This window comes from Sorangium sp. So ce128 (genome assembly GCF_051525245.1).
Lineage (GTDB): Bacteria > Myxococcota_A > Polyangia > Polyangiales > Polyangiaceae > Sorangium > Sorangium cellulosum_B.
In genome coordinates, this window is the sequence record NZ_CP150313.1 from 5,082,604 (window position 1) to 5,098,921 (window position 16,318).

At 70.6% G+C, this 16,318-nt stretch carries 14 protein-coding genes; 7 read left to right on the plus strand and 7 right to left on the minus strand.

All coding sequences use genetic code 11. The features are described from left to right. Positions 1–246: 246 nt before the first annotated feature. Together WME82_RS19355 and WME82_RS19360 are read left to right on the plus strand one after the other, a co-directional pair. Complete coding sequence (locus tag WME82_RS19355) at positions 247–1,158, plus strand: esterase/lipase family protein (RefSeq protein WP_438044044.1); 912 nt, start codon at positions 247–249, stop codon at positions 1,156–1,158. A 54-nt stretch (positions 1,159–1,212) separates the two neighbouring features. After that, the gene (locus WME82_RS19360) at positions 1,213–2,226 is read left to right on the plus strand and encodes a lipase secretion chaperone (RefSeq protein WP_438044908.1); all 1,014 of its coding nucleotides are present in this window, start codon (positions 1,213–1,215) and stop codon (positions 2,224–2,226) included. Positions 2,227–2,235: 9 nt separating this feature from the next. Here the strand turns inward: WME82_RS19360 and WME82_RS19365 are convergent, their stop codons facing one another. Next, positions 2,236–2,961, minus strand: a complete 726-nt coding sequence (locus WME82_RS19365; RefSeq protein WP_438044045.1) for a hypothetical protein — start codon at positions 2,959–2,961, stop codon at positions 2,236–2,238. Between the two features lie 489 nt (positions 2,962–3,450). On the opposite strand from WME82_RS19365, the gene WME82_RS19370 reads away from it, so the two are divergent. Next, positions 3,451–3,582: a hypothetical protein gene (locus tag WME82_RS19370; RefSeq protein WP_438044046.1), complete on the plus strand. Its 132-nt coding sequence runs from the start codon at positions 3,451–3,453 to the stop codon at positions 3,580–3,582. Between the two features lie 37 nt (positions 3,583–3,619). On the opposite strand, the gene WME82_RS19375 is transcribed toward WME82_RS19370, so the two are convergent. The 3 genes from WME82_RS19375 to WME82_RS19385 all read right to left on the minus strand — a co-directional run bounded on the left by WME82_RS19375 (position 3,620) and on the right by WME82_RS19385 (position 6,567). Further along, the gene (locus tag WME82_RS19375; RefSeq protein ID WP_438044047.1) at positions 3,620–4,114 is read right to left on the minus strand and encodes a PaaI family thioesterase; all 495 of its coding nucleotides are present in this window, start codon (positions 4,112–4,114) and stop codon (positions 3,620–3,622) included. 84 nt (positions 4,115–4,198) lie between these two features. Continuing rightward, positions 4,199–5,491, minus strand: a complete 1,293-nt coding sequence (locus WME82_RS19380; protein WP_438044048.1) for a fatty acid desaturase family protein — start codon at positions 5,489–5,491, stop codon at positions 4,199–4,201. A gap of 17 nt (positions 5,492–5,508) precedes the next feature. Continuing rightward, on the minus strand, positions 5,509–6,567 hold the full coding sequence (locus tag WME82_RS19385; protein WP_438044049.1) for an alpha/beta fold hydrolase: 1,059 nt from the start codon (positions 6,565–6,567) through the stop codon (positions 5,509–5,511). 554 nt (positions 6,568–7,121) lie between these two features. Here WME82_RS19385 and WME82_RS19390 point away from each other — a divergent pair. Next, entirely contained in the window at positions 7,122–7,823 is a 702-nt protein-coding gene (locus WME82_RS19390) for a hypothetical protein (protein ID WP_438044050.1), read from the plus strand. 78 nt (positions 7,824–7,901) lie between these two features. Here the strand turns inward: WME82_RS19390 and WME82_RS19395 are convergent, their stop codons facing one another. Further along, on the minus strand, positions 7,902–8,882 hold the full coding sequence (locus tag WME82_RS19395; RefSeq protein WP_438039300.1) for an IS110 family transposase: 981 nt from the start codon (positions 8,880–8,882) through the stop codon (positions 7,902–7,904). A gap of 641 nt (positions 8,883–9,523) precedes the next feature. On the opposite strand from WME82_RS19395, the gene WME82_RS19400 reads away from it, so the two are divergent. Then, on the plus strand, positions 9,524–10,936 hold the full coding sequence (locus tag WME82_RS19400; RefSeq protein WP_438044051.1) for an FG-GAP repeat domain-containing protein: 1,413 nt from the start codon (positions 9,524–9,526) through the stop codon (positions 10,934–10,936). A 78-nt stretch (positions 10,937–11,014) separates the two neighbouring features. Here the strand turns inward: WME82_RS19400 and WME82_RS19405 are convergent, their stop codons facing one another. After that, complete coding sequence (locus WME82_RS19405; RefSeq protein WP_438044052.1) at positions 11,015–11,710, minus strand: hypothetical protein; 696 nt, start codon at positions 11,708–11,710, stop codon at positions 11,015–11,017. Positions 11,711–11,787: 77 nt separating this feature from the next. After that, the gene (locus WME82_RS19410) at positions 11,788–13,356 is read right to left on the minus strand and encodes a GMC family oxidoreductase (protein ID WP_438044053.1); all 1,569 of its coding nucleotides are present in this window, start codon (positions 13,354–13,356) and stop codon (positions 11,788–11,790) included. Positions 13,357–13,515: 159 nt separating this feature from the next. On the opposite strand from WME82_RS19410, the gene WME82_RS19415 reads away from it, so the two are divergent. Beyond that, on the plus strand, positions 13,516–13,860 hold the full coding sequence (locus tag WME82_RS19415; protein WP_012236117.1) for a hypothetical protein: 345 nt from the start codon (positions 13,516–13,518) through the stop codon (positions 13,858–13,860). Positions 13,861–13,863: 3 nt separating this feature from the next. Continuing rightward, positions 13,864–16,308, plus strand: a complete 2,445-nt coding sequence (gene nirB / locus WME82_RS19420; protein WP_438044054.1) for a nitrite reductase large subunit NirB — start codon at positions 13,864–13,866, stop codon at positions 16,306–16,308. Positions 16,309–16,318: the final 10 nt, after the last annotated feature.

Here is a 16,318-nt window from a genome sequence, read left to right on the forward strand (position 1 = left end):
CCTGTCGCGCTGAGAGCCTGTGAGTTCTGCTTGATTCGAATTAAACAAATACTCTATCAGAGGTGACAGGTGATCAGACGAGCTCATTCCTCCAGCATGCGCGCTGCACGACCCACCGCCGTCACACCCGCTCGAAATCAGAGAGTCGAGAGAAAACGATGGGCCGGGCGCCGGATGTGGATTGACGCATTGCGGTGCACGGCGGGAGCTGTCGTGGTGCTGCTCTCGCAAGGATGCGTCGCGTCGATGGACGAGCCGGCGGACGTGGAGCGCGCCGAGTTCGGCGAGGGCGCCCTGGCGATGAAGAGCTATGCGCAGACGCGGTATCCGATCGTGCTCTGTCACGGGATGGCCGGCTTCAAGGCGATGTTCGGGGTGATCGACTACTTCGGTGGGATCGCGTCGGCGCTGCGCTCCGGCGGAGCGGAGGTGTACGCCACCGAGGTGCCCCAGTTCGACAGCACCGAGGCGCGGGGGGAGGCGCTGCTCGCGCAGGTCGAGGATATCGTCGCGCGCACCGGGAGCGGGAAGGTCAACCTGGTCGGGCACAGCCATGGTGGGCTCGACGCCCGGTATGTCGCCGCGGTGCGGCCGGATCTCATTGCCTCGGTGACCACCATCGGGTCTCCGCATCAGGGGGCCGAGCTCGCCAGTTTCCTCCAGGAGAACCTGCGGGAGGGCGGGTTCGCGGAGGGGGCGCTCTCGTTCCTCGCCAACGGCCTCGGCGCGGTGCTCAGCCTGCTCAGCGGGCACACGGCGCCTCAGGACGCGATCGCCGCCGTCAGATCGCTGTCCGCCGCCGGGATGCGCGAGTTCAACGCGCGTTACCCCGCCGGGCTGCCCGGCGGCCGGTGCGGGCAGGGCCCCGCCGAGGAGGGCGGCGTGCGCTTCTTCTCGTGGTCGGGGACAGCGGTCGTCACGAGCCTCATCGATCCGACGGACCTGACGCTCAAGCTCATCTCCACGCTGTATTCGGAGTCGAACGACGGGATGGTGGGCAGGTGCAGCTCCCACTTCGGAGAGGTGGTCCGCGACGACTATGCGATGAACCACCTCGACGAGGTCAATCAGATCTTCGGGTTTATCAACCTGTCTGGCCCGAACCCGAAGTCCGTGTTCCGGTCGCACGCGAGCCGGCTGAAGGCCGTCGGCCTCTAACCTTCTGGAGGGCTCTTCGTGGCGCGTCGTGGCAGGACCGCTTTCTTCGTGGCAATGGCGCTCGTCGCGACGGTCGGCGTGGGGCGCCTCCTCTCGGGGGAGCGGCCTCGACCGGCGGCGCCCTCTGGCAGGTCGAACGACGGGGCCGCGCGCCCCGGTCGGAAGGAGGCGCTGCCCGCGCTGTCGGTGGCGCCGTCCTCCACGCGCGTCCGGCAGGCGCTGTCGGGCTCGCGGCCCCCAGCGGCGCCGCGCCCGCCGGCGATCGCCGCGCCGCCCTCGCTCCGCGGCACCGACGTCGACGGCGCGGTGACCGTCGACGAGCGCGGCGATCTGGTCGTCGGCCCGGAGCTGCTCGGGCTGTTCGACTACTTCCTGAGCGCCGCCGGCGAGGAGCCGGCGCGGGCGATCCGGGCCCGCGTCGTCGCGGCGATCCGGGAGCGGGCGGCGGGGCGCGCGGCGGAGCAGGCGATCGCGCTGTTCGACCGGTACCTCGGCTACCGCGAGGCGGCCGGCGAGGCGCGCGTCGAGCAGGAGGCCGATCCGGCGGCGCGCCTCGCCGCGCTGCGCGAGATCCGGCGCGCATGGTTCGGCGAGGCGGCCGCGGCGCGGCTGTTCGGCGACGAGGAGCGGGAGATCGAGGCGGCGATCGAGGAGTCCCGCATCCTCGCGGACAAGGCCCTCTCGCCGGAGGAGCGCGACGCGCAGATCGCGGAGGTCGAGGCGGCGCTCCCGGAGGCCGTCCGCGAGGCGCGGGAGGCGGCGACGCGCCCGCTCGCGCAGCAGGCCGAGGAGCAGGCGCTCCGGGACGCGGGCGCCTCGGACGAGGCGCTGCGCGCGCACCGGGTCGCGACCGTGGGCCCCGAGGCCGCGGACCGGCTCGCGGAGCTCGACCGGCAGCGGGCGGCCTGGCAGCAGCGCCTCGACGCGTTCGCCGGCGCGCGCGCGGACATCGAGGCGACGGTGGCCGATCCCGACGCGCGGCGCGCCGAGGAGGAGGCGCTGCTCGAGGGCTCGTTCACGCCCGAGGAGCGGCTGCGCGTGCGGGCGATCCTGGGCCTCCCGCGGTGACGGGCGCGCCTACAGGGATCCGCTGATCGAGAGCCCGAGCCCGCCGGGGGTGACGAGCGGGGCTGCGCCCACCTGGAGGACCTGGCCGCGCTGCAGCGGCACGCGCACCTGCCGAGGCATGGCGATGCCGCCGAGCAGCATCCCCAGGCCGACGGCTTGCCCGGCGCCGAGGAGGGAGAGGCCGACCGCGCTGGCCGCCGTCGGCCGCCCCGTGCCGAGGTGGATCCACGGACCCGCGAGGGGGATCAGCAGCGAGGCGGGGTTGGCCGAGGTGCGTTCGTGGCGCCGGACGACGAAGCAGGCGCCCTGGGAGCACTGCGGCACCAGCCGGATCCGCACCTCCGGCTGCGCGAGGGAGAGCGTCGCGCCGCGGACGGCCGACGCGACCCAGAAGCCGCCCAGGGTCGACGCGCCCGCGATGATCCAGCGCGCCCTCCGCGGGTTCGCGACGTAGGCGGCGGTCGCGACCCGCTGCGGGGCGCGCTGCGTGATGGTCGCGGCCTGCTGCGGAGCGCGCTGCGTGATGGTCGCGGCCCGCTGCGGAGGCTCGGCACGACCCTGCGCCGGAGCCTGAGGCGAGATGGCCTGAGGCGAGGCGGCCTGCGTCGCGTCAGCGGCGGAAGCGCTGGAGATGCCGAGACAGAGGCCGATCCCGAGAAGCCCGGCGAGCCCCTGGACGACGCCTTTCCCCCTTGTTGACCTACCGCTGGTTCTCCCCGTCTTCGAAGTCCACATGCGCCCCTCCCGGTGCCATCGACGCACCTGCGCTGGAGAGAGCAAGCCTCGGGCCTCCTGCGGGAGATGCCTTTCGCCCCCGTCGATCGAGTGCCCGGGATCCGGGGCAGGGAGGTGCAGTGAGCACAGAGGGCAAGGAGAGCACAGCGATTCTCTGCGATCCCCTCGGAGTCCTCGGCGCCGCTGCGATTCCCCTTCATGGAGAGGAGGCGCCGAGTCCCGCGTCCCGGGAAGACGCCGCAGACGAGGAGCGTCTGACACGGCCAGGCCCTGGGATCCGCGGCGCTCTCGAATTTTACGGGAAAAATTGAACAGGGAGGCGGGGAGACGGGGAGTACAATCCAAAAAATCTCCCTGTCTCCCTGTTCAATTTTCTGCTGAAAAATGGCTCGGGACCCGCACGCTCCCCAGCCACGAGGCCGACGCAGCCCTGTTCTCCTCGGCGGCGACGGCGTCTTCCTGAACGACGCGCACGTCGCTTACGACGCTGTGGGGAACGATCGCCAGCTCCGCGATCTCTGGTTCACGATCCTGAACCAGGTTTACGAGCTCGGCGTCGGGTCGTTCGGCGACGATCTCCGCGGCGTGCCGAACGCGCTGCTCGAGGAGAGCCTCCGGTAGCCGCGCCGGCTCACGGGCGAGCCGGCGCGGGCGGCGCTCACCGCAGGATCAGGCACGTCGTTGTGGCGTGGGCGTAGAGGGTGCCGTCGGCGTCGCGCAGCATCCCGTCGGCGGTGGCGTGGCGCTTGCCGAGGTGGACGACGCGGCCCTCGGCGATGAGCTCGGGCCCGCCGGCGCGCGGGGCCTTCACGAAGCTGACCTGGAGCGAGACGGTCGAGTAGCCGACCCCCGCCTCCAGGGACGCGTGCACGGCGCAGCCCATCGCGGAGTCGAGCATCGTGCTCAGATACCCGCCGTGGACCATCGCGATCGGATTCTGGTGCTGCTCGCCGGGAGATCCGGTGATGACGACCCGGCCGGCCTCCACCGCCGCGACCCGCAGCCCGAGGAAGCTCGCGATCGGCGCCATCGGCAGCTCGCCGTTCATCATGGCCGTGAGGTAGGCGAGGCCGGACATCGATCTCACCTTCTCCACCGCCGGCGCAGGATCTTGCCACGTCACCACCAGCTGTCGTTCCTGATTCGTCGTCATGATTCCCTCTCTCCCTGTTCCTGAATCCGACGTTCGCGACGTGCGTGACGTCCGCGCGAGCCCGCGATCGATGGACCTCGGAGCCTATCCGTGCAAGGAAGCGAGCTCAAGGCCACCGCCGCTCTTCCGTCCGGCGCGGCGCGCGCCGGCGCCGGAGATCGCGACGCGCGCGGCCTGCACCTCCTCGTCGCTGATCACCGCGCGGACCATCTCGGCGATCCGCCTCCAGACGGAGTCCCTGCGGTACGGCAGCCCGACCTCCCTGCACAGGGCCTCGACCTCCCTCGCGACCTCGGGGTATTGCCGGAGCGGCAGGTCCGGCCAGAGGTGATGCTCGATCTGATACCCCATGTAGCCGTGCAGGAAGTCGGCGGCGCTGCTGGGGCTCTCGTAGTTCACCGAGCCGACGATCTGCCGGACGTAGTACTCCTCGCGGCTGCGCGCGGCGCCCTCGAAGATGGGGATATCCAGGCCCGTGTGGGTCGGCGCGATCACCGCGAAGCTGTGCAGGTTCGACAGCAGCTCCGCCACCACGCTGTTGACGAGCACGCCGAGCGCCGCCCAGCGGCCGAACGGCAGGAACGCGAGCGGCAGGAGGACGAAGTGCACGAGCGCATACGGCAGGTACGAGCGGAGCAGCATCTCGCGGTCGAGCAGCACGCTGGGCGACCAGGCCGCGCGCTCGCGCCCCTCCGTCGAGGCCTCGGCCGCGCGCTCGCGCCGCTTGCGGAGGGCGCTCCGGGTGGCCGGGCCATAGTAGAGCCACTTCCACGTGCACGCGGTCACGAGCAGCGCGAGCGCGCGGACGAACTTCGGCTTGCTCTTCAGCCACGCCATGTTGACGGCGACGCGGTCGGGGTCGCGCTCGTCGCCGGTGTAGCAGTGATGAGAGACGTTGTGCTGCGCCTGCCACGCGTCGGCGTCCAGCCAGTCGAACCAGTCCCACAGGCTGCGCCGGCCCCGCGCGAACGTGCGGCTGTTCCAGGCCGGGTCGCCGCCGGCGACGCCATCATACGCCTTGTGGAGGACCGGGTGCGCGACAACGACCCACCTGGCGAACCGGCCAAGGGCGATGAGGATCATCGAGATCGGGTTGGGCCCGAGCGCGGACGTCGCGTACCCGAGGGCGGAGAAGGCGCGGCCCAGCAGGGACAGGCGCTTGATATGGCGGAGATCCTCCGCGCCCGCCCGGGCCGAGGCGCCGGCGCGGATCGCCTTGATGCCCGCCATCAGCCGCCGGGCATCCTCGGCCGAGAGCGAGGTCGTGCGAGGGGCCGTGTCGGTCGCCGCGGGCGCGGCGCGGGGAAACGCATCATCGGTCTTCATCGTGAGCTCCGTCCTCTGCGTCTCGAGCGAAGCGAGGCGTGTCATGGCCATGGGGATGATCCGAGCGCTCATGACGCGCCCCCGGGGGCCTGGTGGCGCCGCAGCCAGGCGGCGATCTGCTCGTACGGGGTCCGAGGCACGGCCGGGCCGAGGCCGAGATCGAGCCTGCGGGGAAGCGCGATATGGCCGCCGCCGTCCATCCAGACGACGCGGGCGGGCGACGAGAGCCCCCCGCGCGCTGCCAGGCCGGAAAGCGTCGCCGGGGGCACCATCGGATCCTGGCGCGAGTACAGGAGCAGCGCCGGGGTGGCCAGCGAGCCAAGGATCCTCCCGGCGCCCTGGGCCTCGTAATAGGCCGTGGGATCGCGGAAACCGAAGCGGCGGACCACCGTCAGGCGGTCCCACTCGCGCAGCGTCGCCGCCCGATCGACGGCCGACGGCGGGACGGGCATCTGCCGCCGCCGCGCGATCTCCCGGTACATCCGCTTCAGCCCCCCGAGGACGTGGCGCCGGTACACGACGCTCTCGGGGCGATCCATGTGGCTCACGGCGCGATCGAGGTAGAGGGGCGAGCAGATCGAGGCCACGGCCGCGAGCCGCGGGTGCCCCGCCGCGGCGAGGTGGAGCGCCACGTGTCCGCCCATCGAGAAGCCGACGACGAAGATCCGCTCCTGGCGCGCAACCATGGGATCGCCGCTCAGCACGGCCGCGAGGTCCTCCCAGAGCCCCGCGTGGTGGAGATCCTCCGGGTCGCACGACGAGCCGCGCTGGCCGAGGCGGAGCACCGACAGCCCCTGCGCGCGCAGGGCAGCCGTCGCCGCGCGCAGGTAGGCCGAGCGCACATCCCCGCCCATGCCGTGCAGCAGGACGACCAGCTCGCGGCTGCCCGGGGACGGGAAGTACAGGCCGGTCAGCGTCGCCGCGCCGTACGGTCCGCCAGGGACGCGGAACCGCCAGGGGACCGGGGACGTGAGCTCCGGGGTGAGGCTGCTCGTGACGAAGCCCGCGATGGTCGCGGCGTGGCCGCGCACGAGGCGCACGAGAGGCGCGCGCTCACCCCGCCGCGCGGACAGTGGCTCGGGGCGCTGCATCCAGGATGCGCGATGAAGGGCGTTCTGCTCGATCATGGGTCCTCTACCTCTTCCTCTCCGCCGCGAGGCGCGCTGTCCGGCGCGAGCTCCTGATCCACGGGTGTTCGCCGAGGAGCCGGGCCGAGCGACAGCCGGCCACGGCCGGCACGGGGCGGCGTGGGTGCGGCGGCGAGAGGCGTCACTGCAGCAAGGATGCCAGTCTCCAGCGGGCCTCGTGGGCCGCTCTCCGCCCCGACGCGGGCGCGCCGAGCGTCATCAGGGCCTCAGCGAGCCCAGGCTGCATCGGCGCGGACATCCGCTTGCTCGATCGAGCAACGCGCCGCGCCGCCGGCGGCGCATGCGGCCAGCCGGGGTAAAGGGGCCAGCCGCCAGCTGGAGGTCCTGGCCTCCATGCGAGGAGCCCTCCCGCGGCGCGGCGTGAGGGCTCCGACGCCGAAACGCGGCGCCGGACGGGCGGAGTCGCGCCCCAGCCGGCTGGCACCGCGGTTGCCATGCACGAACCGGCATCGACGAAGGCATCCCGGCCGCGCTGCTCGCCGGCCGCGCCAGCGTCGCTTGCAGACCAGAGGTCTGCGCGAAGGAGCATACCCATGAATCCCGTGGCAATGTCTACAGGGGCTGTCCAGATCGTGGCGGGCGTCGTGATCGGTTATCTCACCGTCTCCATGGCAGAGTCGTTTCTCCACCGGAACGCGCTGCACGCGACCCTCAAGGTCCGAAGCGCGGCGAAGCGGCTCGGCTTCGTGGGCCGCCCGCTCTTGCGCGCACATACGAGTCACTCGGTCGTGCATCACGGCAAGACCTACCGTGAGAGTCACGTGCGGCAGTTCCGGAACCGGGAGGAGCAGGAGCGGCTGGATCGCTGGATCGTCGAGACCCAGGGCGACCGGCGGATGATCCGCGAGCAATACGGCGTCTCGCTGGCCGGCCTGGGGATCCTCGCGTTCGCCGCCCCCGTGCTGCCGTTCTTCGCGCTGTACGCGCTCTTCCTCCCGGCGGCGGTGGTCGTCGGCGCCTTGCTGCCGCTCGTGATCTACCCGCTGTCGTCGCTCGTCCTCCACCCGTACCTGCACATGCCGCGGGCCGAGGCCATGGCCCGCGCGTCGCGGCCGATGCGGTGGCTGCTCGGCACGCGCTACGTGCGCTTCATCTCCCGGCACCACTACCTGCACCACCGGTACATGCACTGCAATTACAACCTCCTCTGGCTCGGCGACCTGCTCCTCGGGCGGCACCGCCGGGCGAGCGACGAGGATCTCGCCGAGATGCGCGGCCAGGGGATGATCTGCTGAATCCGCAGGTCAGGCATCCTGAGAGGGCTCTGCCTCGCGAGCGGGGAGAACTTCAACGCAAAGCAGCCGTGTTCTTTGTCAAGCGGCGGCGACCTGCCAGGGTCGGTTCGCCTTCACCATCGCGTTGAGGATGGTGAGCAGCTTGTGCATGCACGCCGTGAGGGCGACCTTCGTAGGCTTGCCGGCGGTCTTCAGCCGGTCGTAGAAGGCGCGGATCACGGGGTTGAAGCGCATGCAGGCGACGCTCGCCATGTAGAGCATCGATCGCACCGAGGCTCGTCCACCCCAGATAGCTCGGCGCCCCTTGATCTTGCCGCTGTCGTGGTTGAACGGAGCCAAGCCCACGAGCGCGGCGATCTGCTTGCGGTTGAGCGTGCCCAGCTCGGGCAGGTCGAACAGCAGCGTGCGCGAGGTGCCGGGCCCGACGCCGGGGACCGAGCGCAGCAGCTCGTCCTTGGCGCGCCAGAGCGGGCTCTTTTCGATCTTGTCCTTGAGCTCGTCGTCGAGCTTTTTCAGCTCTTTTTCGAGCGTCTCGATGATGCGGTTGATGCTGCTGACGACGCGCGCGACGCGGCGGGGCCCAACCAAGCCCGAGAGCCGATTCTTCTCGGCCACCAGCATGGTGATCAACTGGCGCCGGCGCGCCAGCAGCAGCTCCAGCTCCAGCGTCGTGGCCTCGGGCATCGGCGTCAGCGGCGGCTGCACGGCGGCGGCAAAGTGCGCGATGCACTTGGCATCGAGCCGATCGGTCTTCGCCTGCCGGCCGGTGGCGCGCGCAAAGTTGCGGATCTGGAGCGGGTTGACCACCGCCACGGGCACGGCCGCGACGCTCAGCACCGCCAACACCGGCATCTCCAGCCCACCGGTAGCTTCCAGCACGACGAGCGTCGGCGACAGCTCGCGTAGCTGGTCCACCAGCGCCTGCAGGCCCTCTTCGTCATGCGCCAGCCGCCCCCCTGCGCTGGAGCCATGAACGGCCCAGTCCAGGTGCTCCTTCGAGACATCGATCCCTACGAACGTGGACACGTCGACCTTTCCCTCACTGAAACGCGGAAACATCAGCCCCAGAAGCCCATCCTTGCGAACGATGCGAGCTATGCCTCAGGCAGCCGTGCGGGCTTATCCAGGACCTACGGCGTGGCGACCCATGCTTTGCGACGGCCTCAAGACCAAGGCGCGAACGGTCTGCCACGCGTAGCTTTGTGGCGGCTCGCCGCGAAATTGTCCACAAATCCACAGGTTGCCGGTCTCCCCCCCGGCCCCCCCTCGGTACGACGACGACGTGGATCCAGAACGCTCGCGGAACATACAAGGCGCCAGGAGCGCAGAGGCGCAAAAGAGCAAGGTGTCTGTTGTTGCCCCTTCGCGGAAGAGGTGCTCCGGGGATTCACGGAGCTGGGCGCGCGTCGTGGTGGAAAATTACACCACGACGCGTTGCCGGCAGGGAGAACCGTCGTGGCCGGCTCGGCGACGCGATGCGCCGGGCAAGAACGTGCCGCCGCGCCCCTGATGACGCGATGCGATTTTCCTGCTCCGATGAATGCGCAGCCCGTTCATTGCATCGTAGTCGCCGAGCCGCCGAGGGCGCGGGGACGGGCGTGTCCTGGAGACGTTCAGGTTCGTGGGTTTCATTTGTCTTGCGGAGGTAGCCTATGGGGTGTGCGCGACACAGCAGCGGACGCATGTTGGTAGCTTGTTGTTTGCTCATCGGATTCAGCTCGGGGTGCGAGAGCTCGGTTGTCGTTCCCGAACCATCTCCCCACGACGACTCGGTCGATTCGCCGCGGGACGAAGAGGCGGCTGACGTCGGCTCGCCGGACAGGCCCGTTGCCTGGCGCGGGACGGCCGAGCGCGTCGTCGATGTGCCGAACGGCGGCGGCGCGGATGTGCCGAACGGCGGCGGCGCGGATGTGCCGAACGGCGGCGGCGCGGATGTGCCGAACGGCGGCGGCGCGGGCGATCGATGTGCGGGCCCGTTCCCGGGCGAGGAGCCGAGCGACGGCAGCGGCTACTACCTGAAGCCCGGCCTCCTCTATCCCGCGGAGTCCTCGGGCGTGTACATGGGTCAGCTGTCGCTGGGCGACATCGACGGGGACAGGCGCTTCGACTTCGTGAGCACGGATCGCAGAGCGCTGTACTTGCAGACCCATCCGCGGGTACGGGACCTGAACGGCGAAGTCATCTACACCTCTTCCACGCCGGCCAACTCGGTCGAAGACACGTTGTTGCTCGACGCGGATCGCGACGGCGCGCTCGACGTCGTCGTCGCGCAGCAGGAAGGGCTCGCGTTCCTCCGCAACCAGGGCGGCGGCGCCTTCGAGCCCCCGAGGATGATCACCGCGCCAACCACGTTCTCCCCGACCGCCGTGGACCATGACGGGGATGGCATCCTCGACATCGTCGGGCTCGGTTATCACAGCAAGATCCTCGTCTACCGGGGCGACGGCGGCGGCGGCTTCGAGCTGACCCACGAGCTGCCGGGCGGCGTGTTCATGTCCGGGATCGTCACCGGCGACGTGACCGGGGACGGTCGCCCCGACGCGGTGATCGCGATGACCGGCGTGGGCGCGGGCATCGCCGTCTTTCCGCACGACGTCGAGCGCGGGTTCGACACGACCGGACAGCAGGTCTTCTTCGAGACAACACCGCCGAGCTCAGGCGTCTCGTTCGTCTCGGTCGCGGTGGGCGACGTGAACAACGACGGACGCCAGGACGTCGCCGCCGTCACGCACGAGTACTCCGACGGGCCGATGCGGGTGTGGATCCTGCTGCAAGACGAGCTCGGCCACCTGACTGCGCCGCAGCCGCTGCTCACCATCGATGACCACCAGTATTTCGTCTCAGGAGGCCTGCAGATCACCGATCTGAACCTCGATGGGCGGAGCGATCTCGTCGCGGTCAGCCGAAACACCGCCGAGATGTGGTCGTTCCTTCAGACCCAGGAGGGCACGTTCGAAGCCGAGGCGGCTCCATTCCCCGGCACCTTCCAGGACATCGACGGTTTCGGCATCGGCATCACCGATTTTGACTGCAACGGGTGCCCTGACGTCGTGGGCGTCCAGCTCGGCGGTCTGGTCGTCTTCCGCGGTCGCGGCTGCGCGACGGCGCCTTGAGCGCTCCCGCGGGCGGCGCCTCCTGCCCCTTGTCCAGCCCGTCCTGAGCTCGTCTCGCCGGGAGCGGGGGGCCCGGATCTACGCGGCCTTCGCCGGCTTCGGGTTCAGCTCGAGGAAGCGGCGCTGGTAGGCGTACGAGCGAAAGCGGATCTTCAGCGGCGGCTTGTTGTTGCTCTCGATCTCGAGCTTCGCGCCGTCGTCGTGCTCGGCGCAGTGCGGGATGCGCAGCGTGTAGGTCGTGCCGCCGCCGGTGCGCACCGCGATGCTCCCGAGCGCGAGCCCGGCCGCGGCGACGGCCGCGTTGGTCCCGGTCTCGCCGTCGTGCGCCTTCGCCTCGATGCCGCGGGTCGCCGGCCTCGCGCACACGCAGCAGCCTGCCGGCCAGCTGATCGTCTCGCTCGTCACCGGCGCCGGAAAGCCCGGCGTCGGGTGGACGTAGTCGTCGGCGAGCACGGTGAGGACGCGCTTGTCGACGAGGTACGCGGCCTGGCACTTGTCGCAGAACGCCGGGTCGTCGGTATGGTTGAGCTCGATCTCCTCGAGCGTCGCCTGGCAGCGCGGGCACGTCGCGGTGCCGGCCAGGTCCTTGGCGGCCAGGAGCGACCCGAGCGAAAACACAGCGAACCCGAGGCCGCCGGCGAGACAGAGCAGCCACAGCAGACCGGAGCGGCCGATCATCGCGCGGAAACAGAGGAACGAGAGGCCGGCGAGCACCGCCGTGATGACGGCGTACTTGATGGTGGAGCCCGTGTTGCGGGTCACGGTGGACGTCATGAGGGCGACCTTAGCGCCGGTCGACCCTCGAGCGCGCGCCGAACGCTGTCAGCGGGTCTCTCGCCCCCGGGCGGCGGCTACACCGCGCCGTCGCGGAGCCACTCGCCGAACCGCTCGCCGATCATCAGCGCTGTCAGGTTCGTGTTCACGCTCGGGATGGTCGGCATGATGCTCGCGTCCGCGACGACCAGGCCCTCGACGCCGCGGACCCGCCCGCGCCCGTCGACCGCCGCCGAGAGGTCCCCCTCGGGCCCCATCGGGGCCGTCCCGCACGGGTGGTAGCCCGAGCCGCAGCTCCGGGTGATCCACCGCTCCAGCGCCTCCCGCCGCATCAGCGTGCGCTCCGTTGGCCAGACGAACCAGCCGAGCTCGCGCATCGGCGCGGTGCGGGCGATCTCGTACGCGAGCGTGAGCGCGTCGACCGCGCGCGACAGGTCGTCCCGGTCGACGAGCATGTTCGAGACGATGCGGGGCCGCGCGTGCGGGTCGGCGCTCACGTGCTCGATGCGGCCGACGCCGCGCGGCTTGCCGATGCAGCACGCGATCGCGAACGCCGGCACCGTGAGGCGCGGGTGCAGCGGGAAGAACGAGCCCGGCTGGAGCATCACGTCGTTCGGGTACGGGCTCCCGCGCGACGTGTAGCGGAGCATCGTCTGGACGAGCGGCTGGCGCAGGACGTCGATCAGGCCGCGGCGCCGCGGCCACAGGCCGATGACGGCGCCCGGATGATCGAGCAGCCGCGCCCCCACGGCGGGCACGTCGGACACGAGCGCGACGCCGAGGCGCGCGAGCTCGGCCCGCGGCCCGATCCCGCTGCGCAGGAGGATCCCCGGCGTCGCGATCGCGCCGGCGCTCAGCACCACCTTCCGCGTCGCGACGACCTCGACGCGCCCGTCCGTCTCGATCTCGACCCCCTCGACCCGGCGGTTCCGCACGAGCACCCGCCGCACCGTCGTGCGCGGCCGGAGCCGCAGGTTCTCGCGCCGGCGCACCTCGGCGGTCAGGTAGCAGCGCGCCGCGCTCATGCGCTGTCCGTCGATCTTGTTCATCGCGTGCGGCCCGACGCCGCCGGGCGCGCGCGGATCGTTGGTGTCCGCGCACTCGGGGTGGCCGAGCGCCCTGCACCCGTCGACGAACGCCGCCTGCCACGGCACGAGCTCCTCGCGCCGGGCGCGGCGGATCGGCACCGGGCCGCCCTTGCCGTGCCAGGGCTCGCCGAAGTCGAGATCGTCCTCGAGGCGCTTGAAATAGGGCAGGCAGGCGTCGAAGCCCCACTCGGGCAGGCCGAGCGCCGCCCACTCGTCGTAGTCGTAAGGCTGGCCGCGGACCGCGATGCACGTGTTCACGGCCGACGAGCCGCCGACCACCTTCCCGCGCGGGAAGAGGAACATGATCTGGCCGGGCGTCGGCCGGTGGCGATAGCCCCAGTCGTGCGCGAGCCACGAGTTGCGGGTGCCGTCCCGCAGATCGGCGGGCAGGCCTTCCGGGTCCGGGTAGTCCGGGCCCGCCTCGAGCAGCAGGACCTCGCGATCCGCGCGCTCCGTGACGCGCGCCGCGATCACGGCGCCCGCCGAGCCGGCCCCGACGACGACGAGCTCCGCGGCGCCGGCCGGGCGGGGGGAAGAGGACGTTGACGATCGAAACACCTTGGAAACTCGACCTACACGGGATCGCGCCGCCGGGCAACGAACCCTCGAAACTGTCCTCGCTGTATGACCTTCATGCGGCGCCAGAGCGGCGCGCGCCGGGCGGCGTACGGCGCGCGCGCCCGTCCGAGGGTCCGATGATCCGCCCGGGAGGCCACATTGGAAACACCGAGGTTCATACAGGGTGTCTACTCGTTCGAGGGGCAGGGCCTGGAGCAGCCGGTGCCCCTTCGTCCGGCGGTCGGGTACACCGTCCCGCGGGACAAGCGCGCTCAGCTCATCTACCTGCGCGCGGGCAACTCCACGTCCGAGCTCATCTACCTGCTCCTCAAGCGCGACGGCCACCCGATGCGCTATTTCCCGATCGGCGCCAAGGCGGCGATCCACGTGCCCCTCGTGATCGTCGAGGACATCCACCCGGAGAGCGTGATCGAGCTGTGCGTGGGCGCGCCCGAAGGCGCGCGCGGGCTCGCGACGATCGACATCGGCCTGGCGGAGATCTGAGCCATGCAGAAGAAGCGAAAGCTCGTGTTGATCGGCAACGGGATGGCCGGCGTCCGCACGGTCGAGGAGATCCTCGCGCGGGGCGGGGCCGACCAGTTCGAGATCACCATCTTCGGCGACGAGCCTTATGGCAATTACAACCGCATCCTGCTCTCGGAGGTGCTGAACGGCTCCCAGGACCCGAGCGAGATCTTCCTGAACCCCCTGGCCTGGTACCGGGAGAACGGCATCCAGCTCCACGCGGGCGTGCGCGCGCGGGCCATCCACCGGCACTCGCGCCAGGTGACGGGCGATCACGGGGTCGTGGCGCCGTATGACAACCTGATCCTCGCGACGGGCAGCTCGGCGTACATCCCGCCGATCCAGGGGGTGCGGCTCGAGGGCGGCAAGGAGAAGCCCGGTGTGTTCGTGTTCCGCAGCCTGGATGACTGCCACAAGATCGCCCAGTACGCGAAGGGCAAGCGGAGCGCCGCGGTCATCGGCGGCGGGCTCCTCGGGCTCGAGGCCGCGCGCGGGCTGCAGAACTTCGGTCTCGACGTCCACGTGGTCCACATCAGCGGTCACCTGATGGGGCAGCAGCTCGACGCCACGGCGGGCGGCATCCTGAGGACCACGCTCGAGCAGCTCGGCGTGACGGTGCACCTCAACAAGAGCACGAAGGAGGTGCTCGGAGGGGATCGCGTGACGGGGCTCCGCTTCGCCGACGACGAGGCGCTCGCCTGCGATCTCGTGGTGATCTCCGCGGGCATCCGGCCGAACGTGGAGATCGCCCTGCGCGCCGGCCTGACCGTCGAGCGCGGGATCGTGGTGGACAACCACCTGCGCTCGCCCGACGACCCGAGGATCTACGCCGTCGGCGAGTGCTGCCAGCACCGGGGGCAGGTCTACGGGCTCGTGGCGCCGCTCTGGGAGCAGGGCAAGGTGCTGGCCGATCACATCACGAGGCGCAACGAGAAGGCCTCCTACGCCGGCTCGAAGGTCTCCACGAAGCTCAAGGTCATGGGCATCCAGCTCGCCTCGATGGGCATCACCGAGCCCGCCGACGACCGCGACGAGATCGTGCAGTTCCTCGAGCCGAAGAAGGGCACTTACAAGAAGCTCATCATCCGCGACGGCAGGCTGCTCGGCGGCATCCTCCTTGGCGACGTCAGCAAGGCAGCGTACCTGATGCAGGCGTTCGACAAGAGCACGCCGCTCCCGGAAGAGCGGCTGTCGCTGCTGTTCGACATCGGGGCGCCCTCGGCGCAGGCGACGATCGAGGAGATGCCGCAGGGGATGCAGGTTTGCAACTGCAACGGCGTCACCAAGGAGGGCCTCGTCGCGTGTGTGCGCTCCGGCAAGCGGACCCTCCGGACCATCATGGACGCGACGCGCGCGGGCATGGGCTGCGGGGCCTGCAAGCAGCTCGTCTCGGAGGTCGTGGCGTGGGCGTGCGGGGGCGCGGCGGAGCAGGACCCCGCGGCCAGCTACTACGTGCCTGGCGTCCCGCTGAGCAAGCCCGAGCTGGTCCAGGCGATCCGCGAGCGCGGGCTCCGGTCGGTGTCCGCCGTGTTCCGCGAGCTCGCCGGCGGGAACGAGGACCCGGGGAGCAAGCCCGGGCTCGCGTCGCTGCTCCGCACGTTATGGCACCACGACTACGACGACGAGCGCGACGCCCGCTTCATCAACGACCGCGTTCACGCGAATATCCAGAAGGACGGCACCTTCAGCGTGATCCCGCAGATCGCGGGGGGCGTCACGTCGGCCGCGCAGCTCCGGCGGATCGCGGACGTCGTCGACAAGTACCGCGTGCCGCTCGTGAAGCTCACCGGCGGCCAGCGCATCGACCTGCTCGGCGTGAAGAAGGAGGACCTGCCGGCCGTGTGGCGCGATCTCGACATGCCCTCTGGGTTCGCCTACGGGAAGTCGTACCGCACGTGCAAGAGCTGCGTGGGGAGCGACTTCTGCCGGTATGGGCTCGGTGACAGCATCGCGCTCGCCTTGAAGATCGAGGACCGCTTCCAGGGCATGGACACGCCGGCCAAGCTGAAGCTCGCGACCGCGGGCTGTCCGCGCAACTGCTCGGAGGCGATGGTGAAGGACGTCGGCGCCGTGGCGGTGGAGGGCGGTAAGTGGGAGATCTACGTGGGTGGCGCGGCCGGCGCCCACGTGCGCAAGGGCGACGTGCTCTGTGGGGTCGACACGCACGAGGACGTGCTCCGGCTCATGGGCCGCTTCATCCAGTATTACCGCGAGAACGCCAGGTACCTGGAGAGGACGTACGGCTTCGTGGAGCGCGTCGGCATCCAGAAGATCCGCGCGGTGGTCGTGGACGACAGCGAGGGCATCGCGGCGCGCCTCGACGAGGAGATGCGGAAGACGGTCGAGGCGTACCGCGATCCGTGGCGAGAGGCGAATTCACCGAAGACGGCGAACCAGTTCCGATCGGTCCTGCCGATCGTGCAATGAGGGGGCGCGA

Bases quoted from the DNA above. Each gene is read 5' to 3' on its own strand.
- WME82_RS19355 (WP_438044044.1), top strand. From the start codon at position 247: ATGGACGAGCCGGCGGACGTGGAGCGCGCCGAGTTCGGCGAGGGCGCC.
- WME82_RS19395 (WP_438039300.1), bottom strand. From the start codon at position 8,882: ATGTTTCCGCGTTTCAGTGAGGGAAAGGTCGACGTGTCCACGTTCGTA.
- WME82_RS19390 (WP_438044050.1), top strand. From the start codon at position 7,122: ATGAATCCCGTGGCAATGTCTACAGGGGCTGTCCAGATCGTGGCGGGC.
- WME82_RS19360 (WP_438044908.1), top strand. From the start codon at position 1,213: ATGGCGCTCGTCGCGACGGTCGGCGTGGGGCGCCTCCTCTCGGGGGAG.
- WME82_RS19375 (WP_438044047.1), bottom strand. From the start codon at position 4,114: ATGACGACGAATCAGGAACGACAGCTGGTGGTGACGTGGCAAGATCCT.
- WME82_RS19365 (WP_438044045.1), bottom strand. From the start codon at position 2,961: ATGTGGACTTCGAAGACGGGGAGAACCAGCGGTAGGTCAACAAGGGGG.
- WME82_RS19380 (WP_438044048.1), bottom strand. From the start codon at position 5,491: ATGGCCATGACACGCCTCGCTTCGCTCGAGACGCAGAGGACGGAGCTC.
- nirB (WP_438044054.1), top strand. From the start codon at position 13,864: ATGCAGAAGAAGCGAAAGCTCGTGTTGATCGGCAACGGGATGGCCGGC.
- WME82_RS19405 (WP_438044052.1), bottom strand. From the start codon at position 11,710: ATGACGTCCACCGTGACCCGCAACACGGGCTCCACCATCAAGTACGCC.
- WME82_RS19385 (WP_438044049.1), bottom strand. From the start codon at position 6,567: ATGATCGAGCAGAACGCCCTTCATCGCGCATCCTGGATGCAGCGCCCC.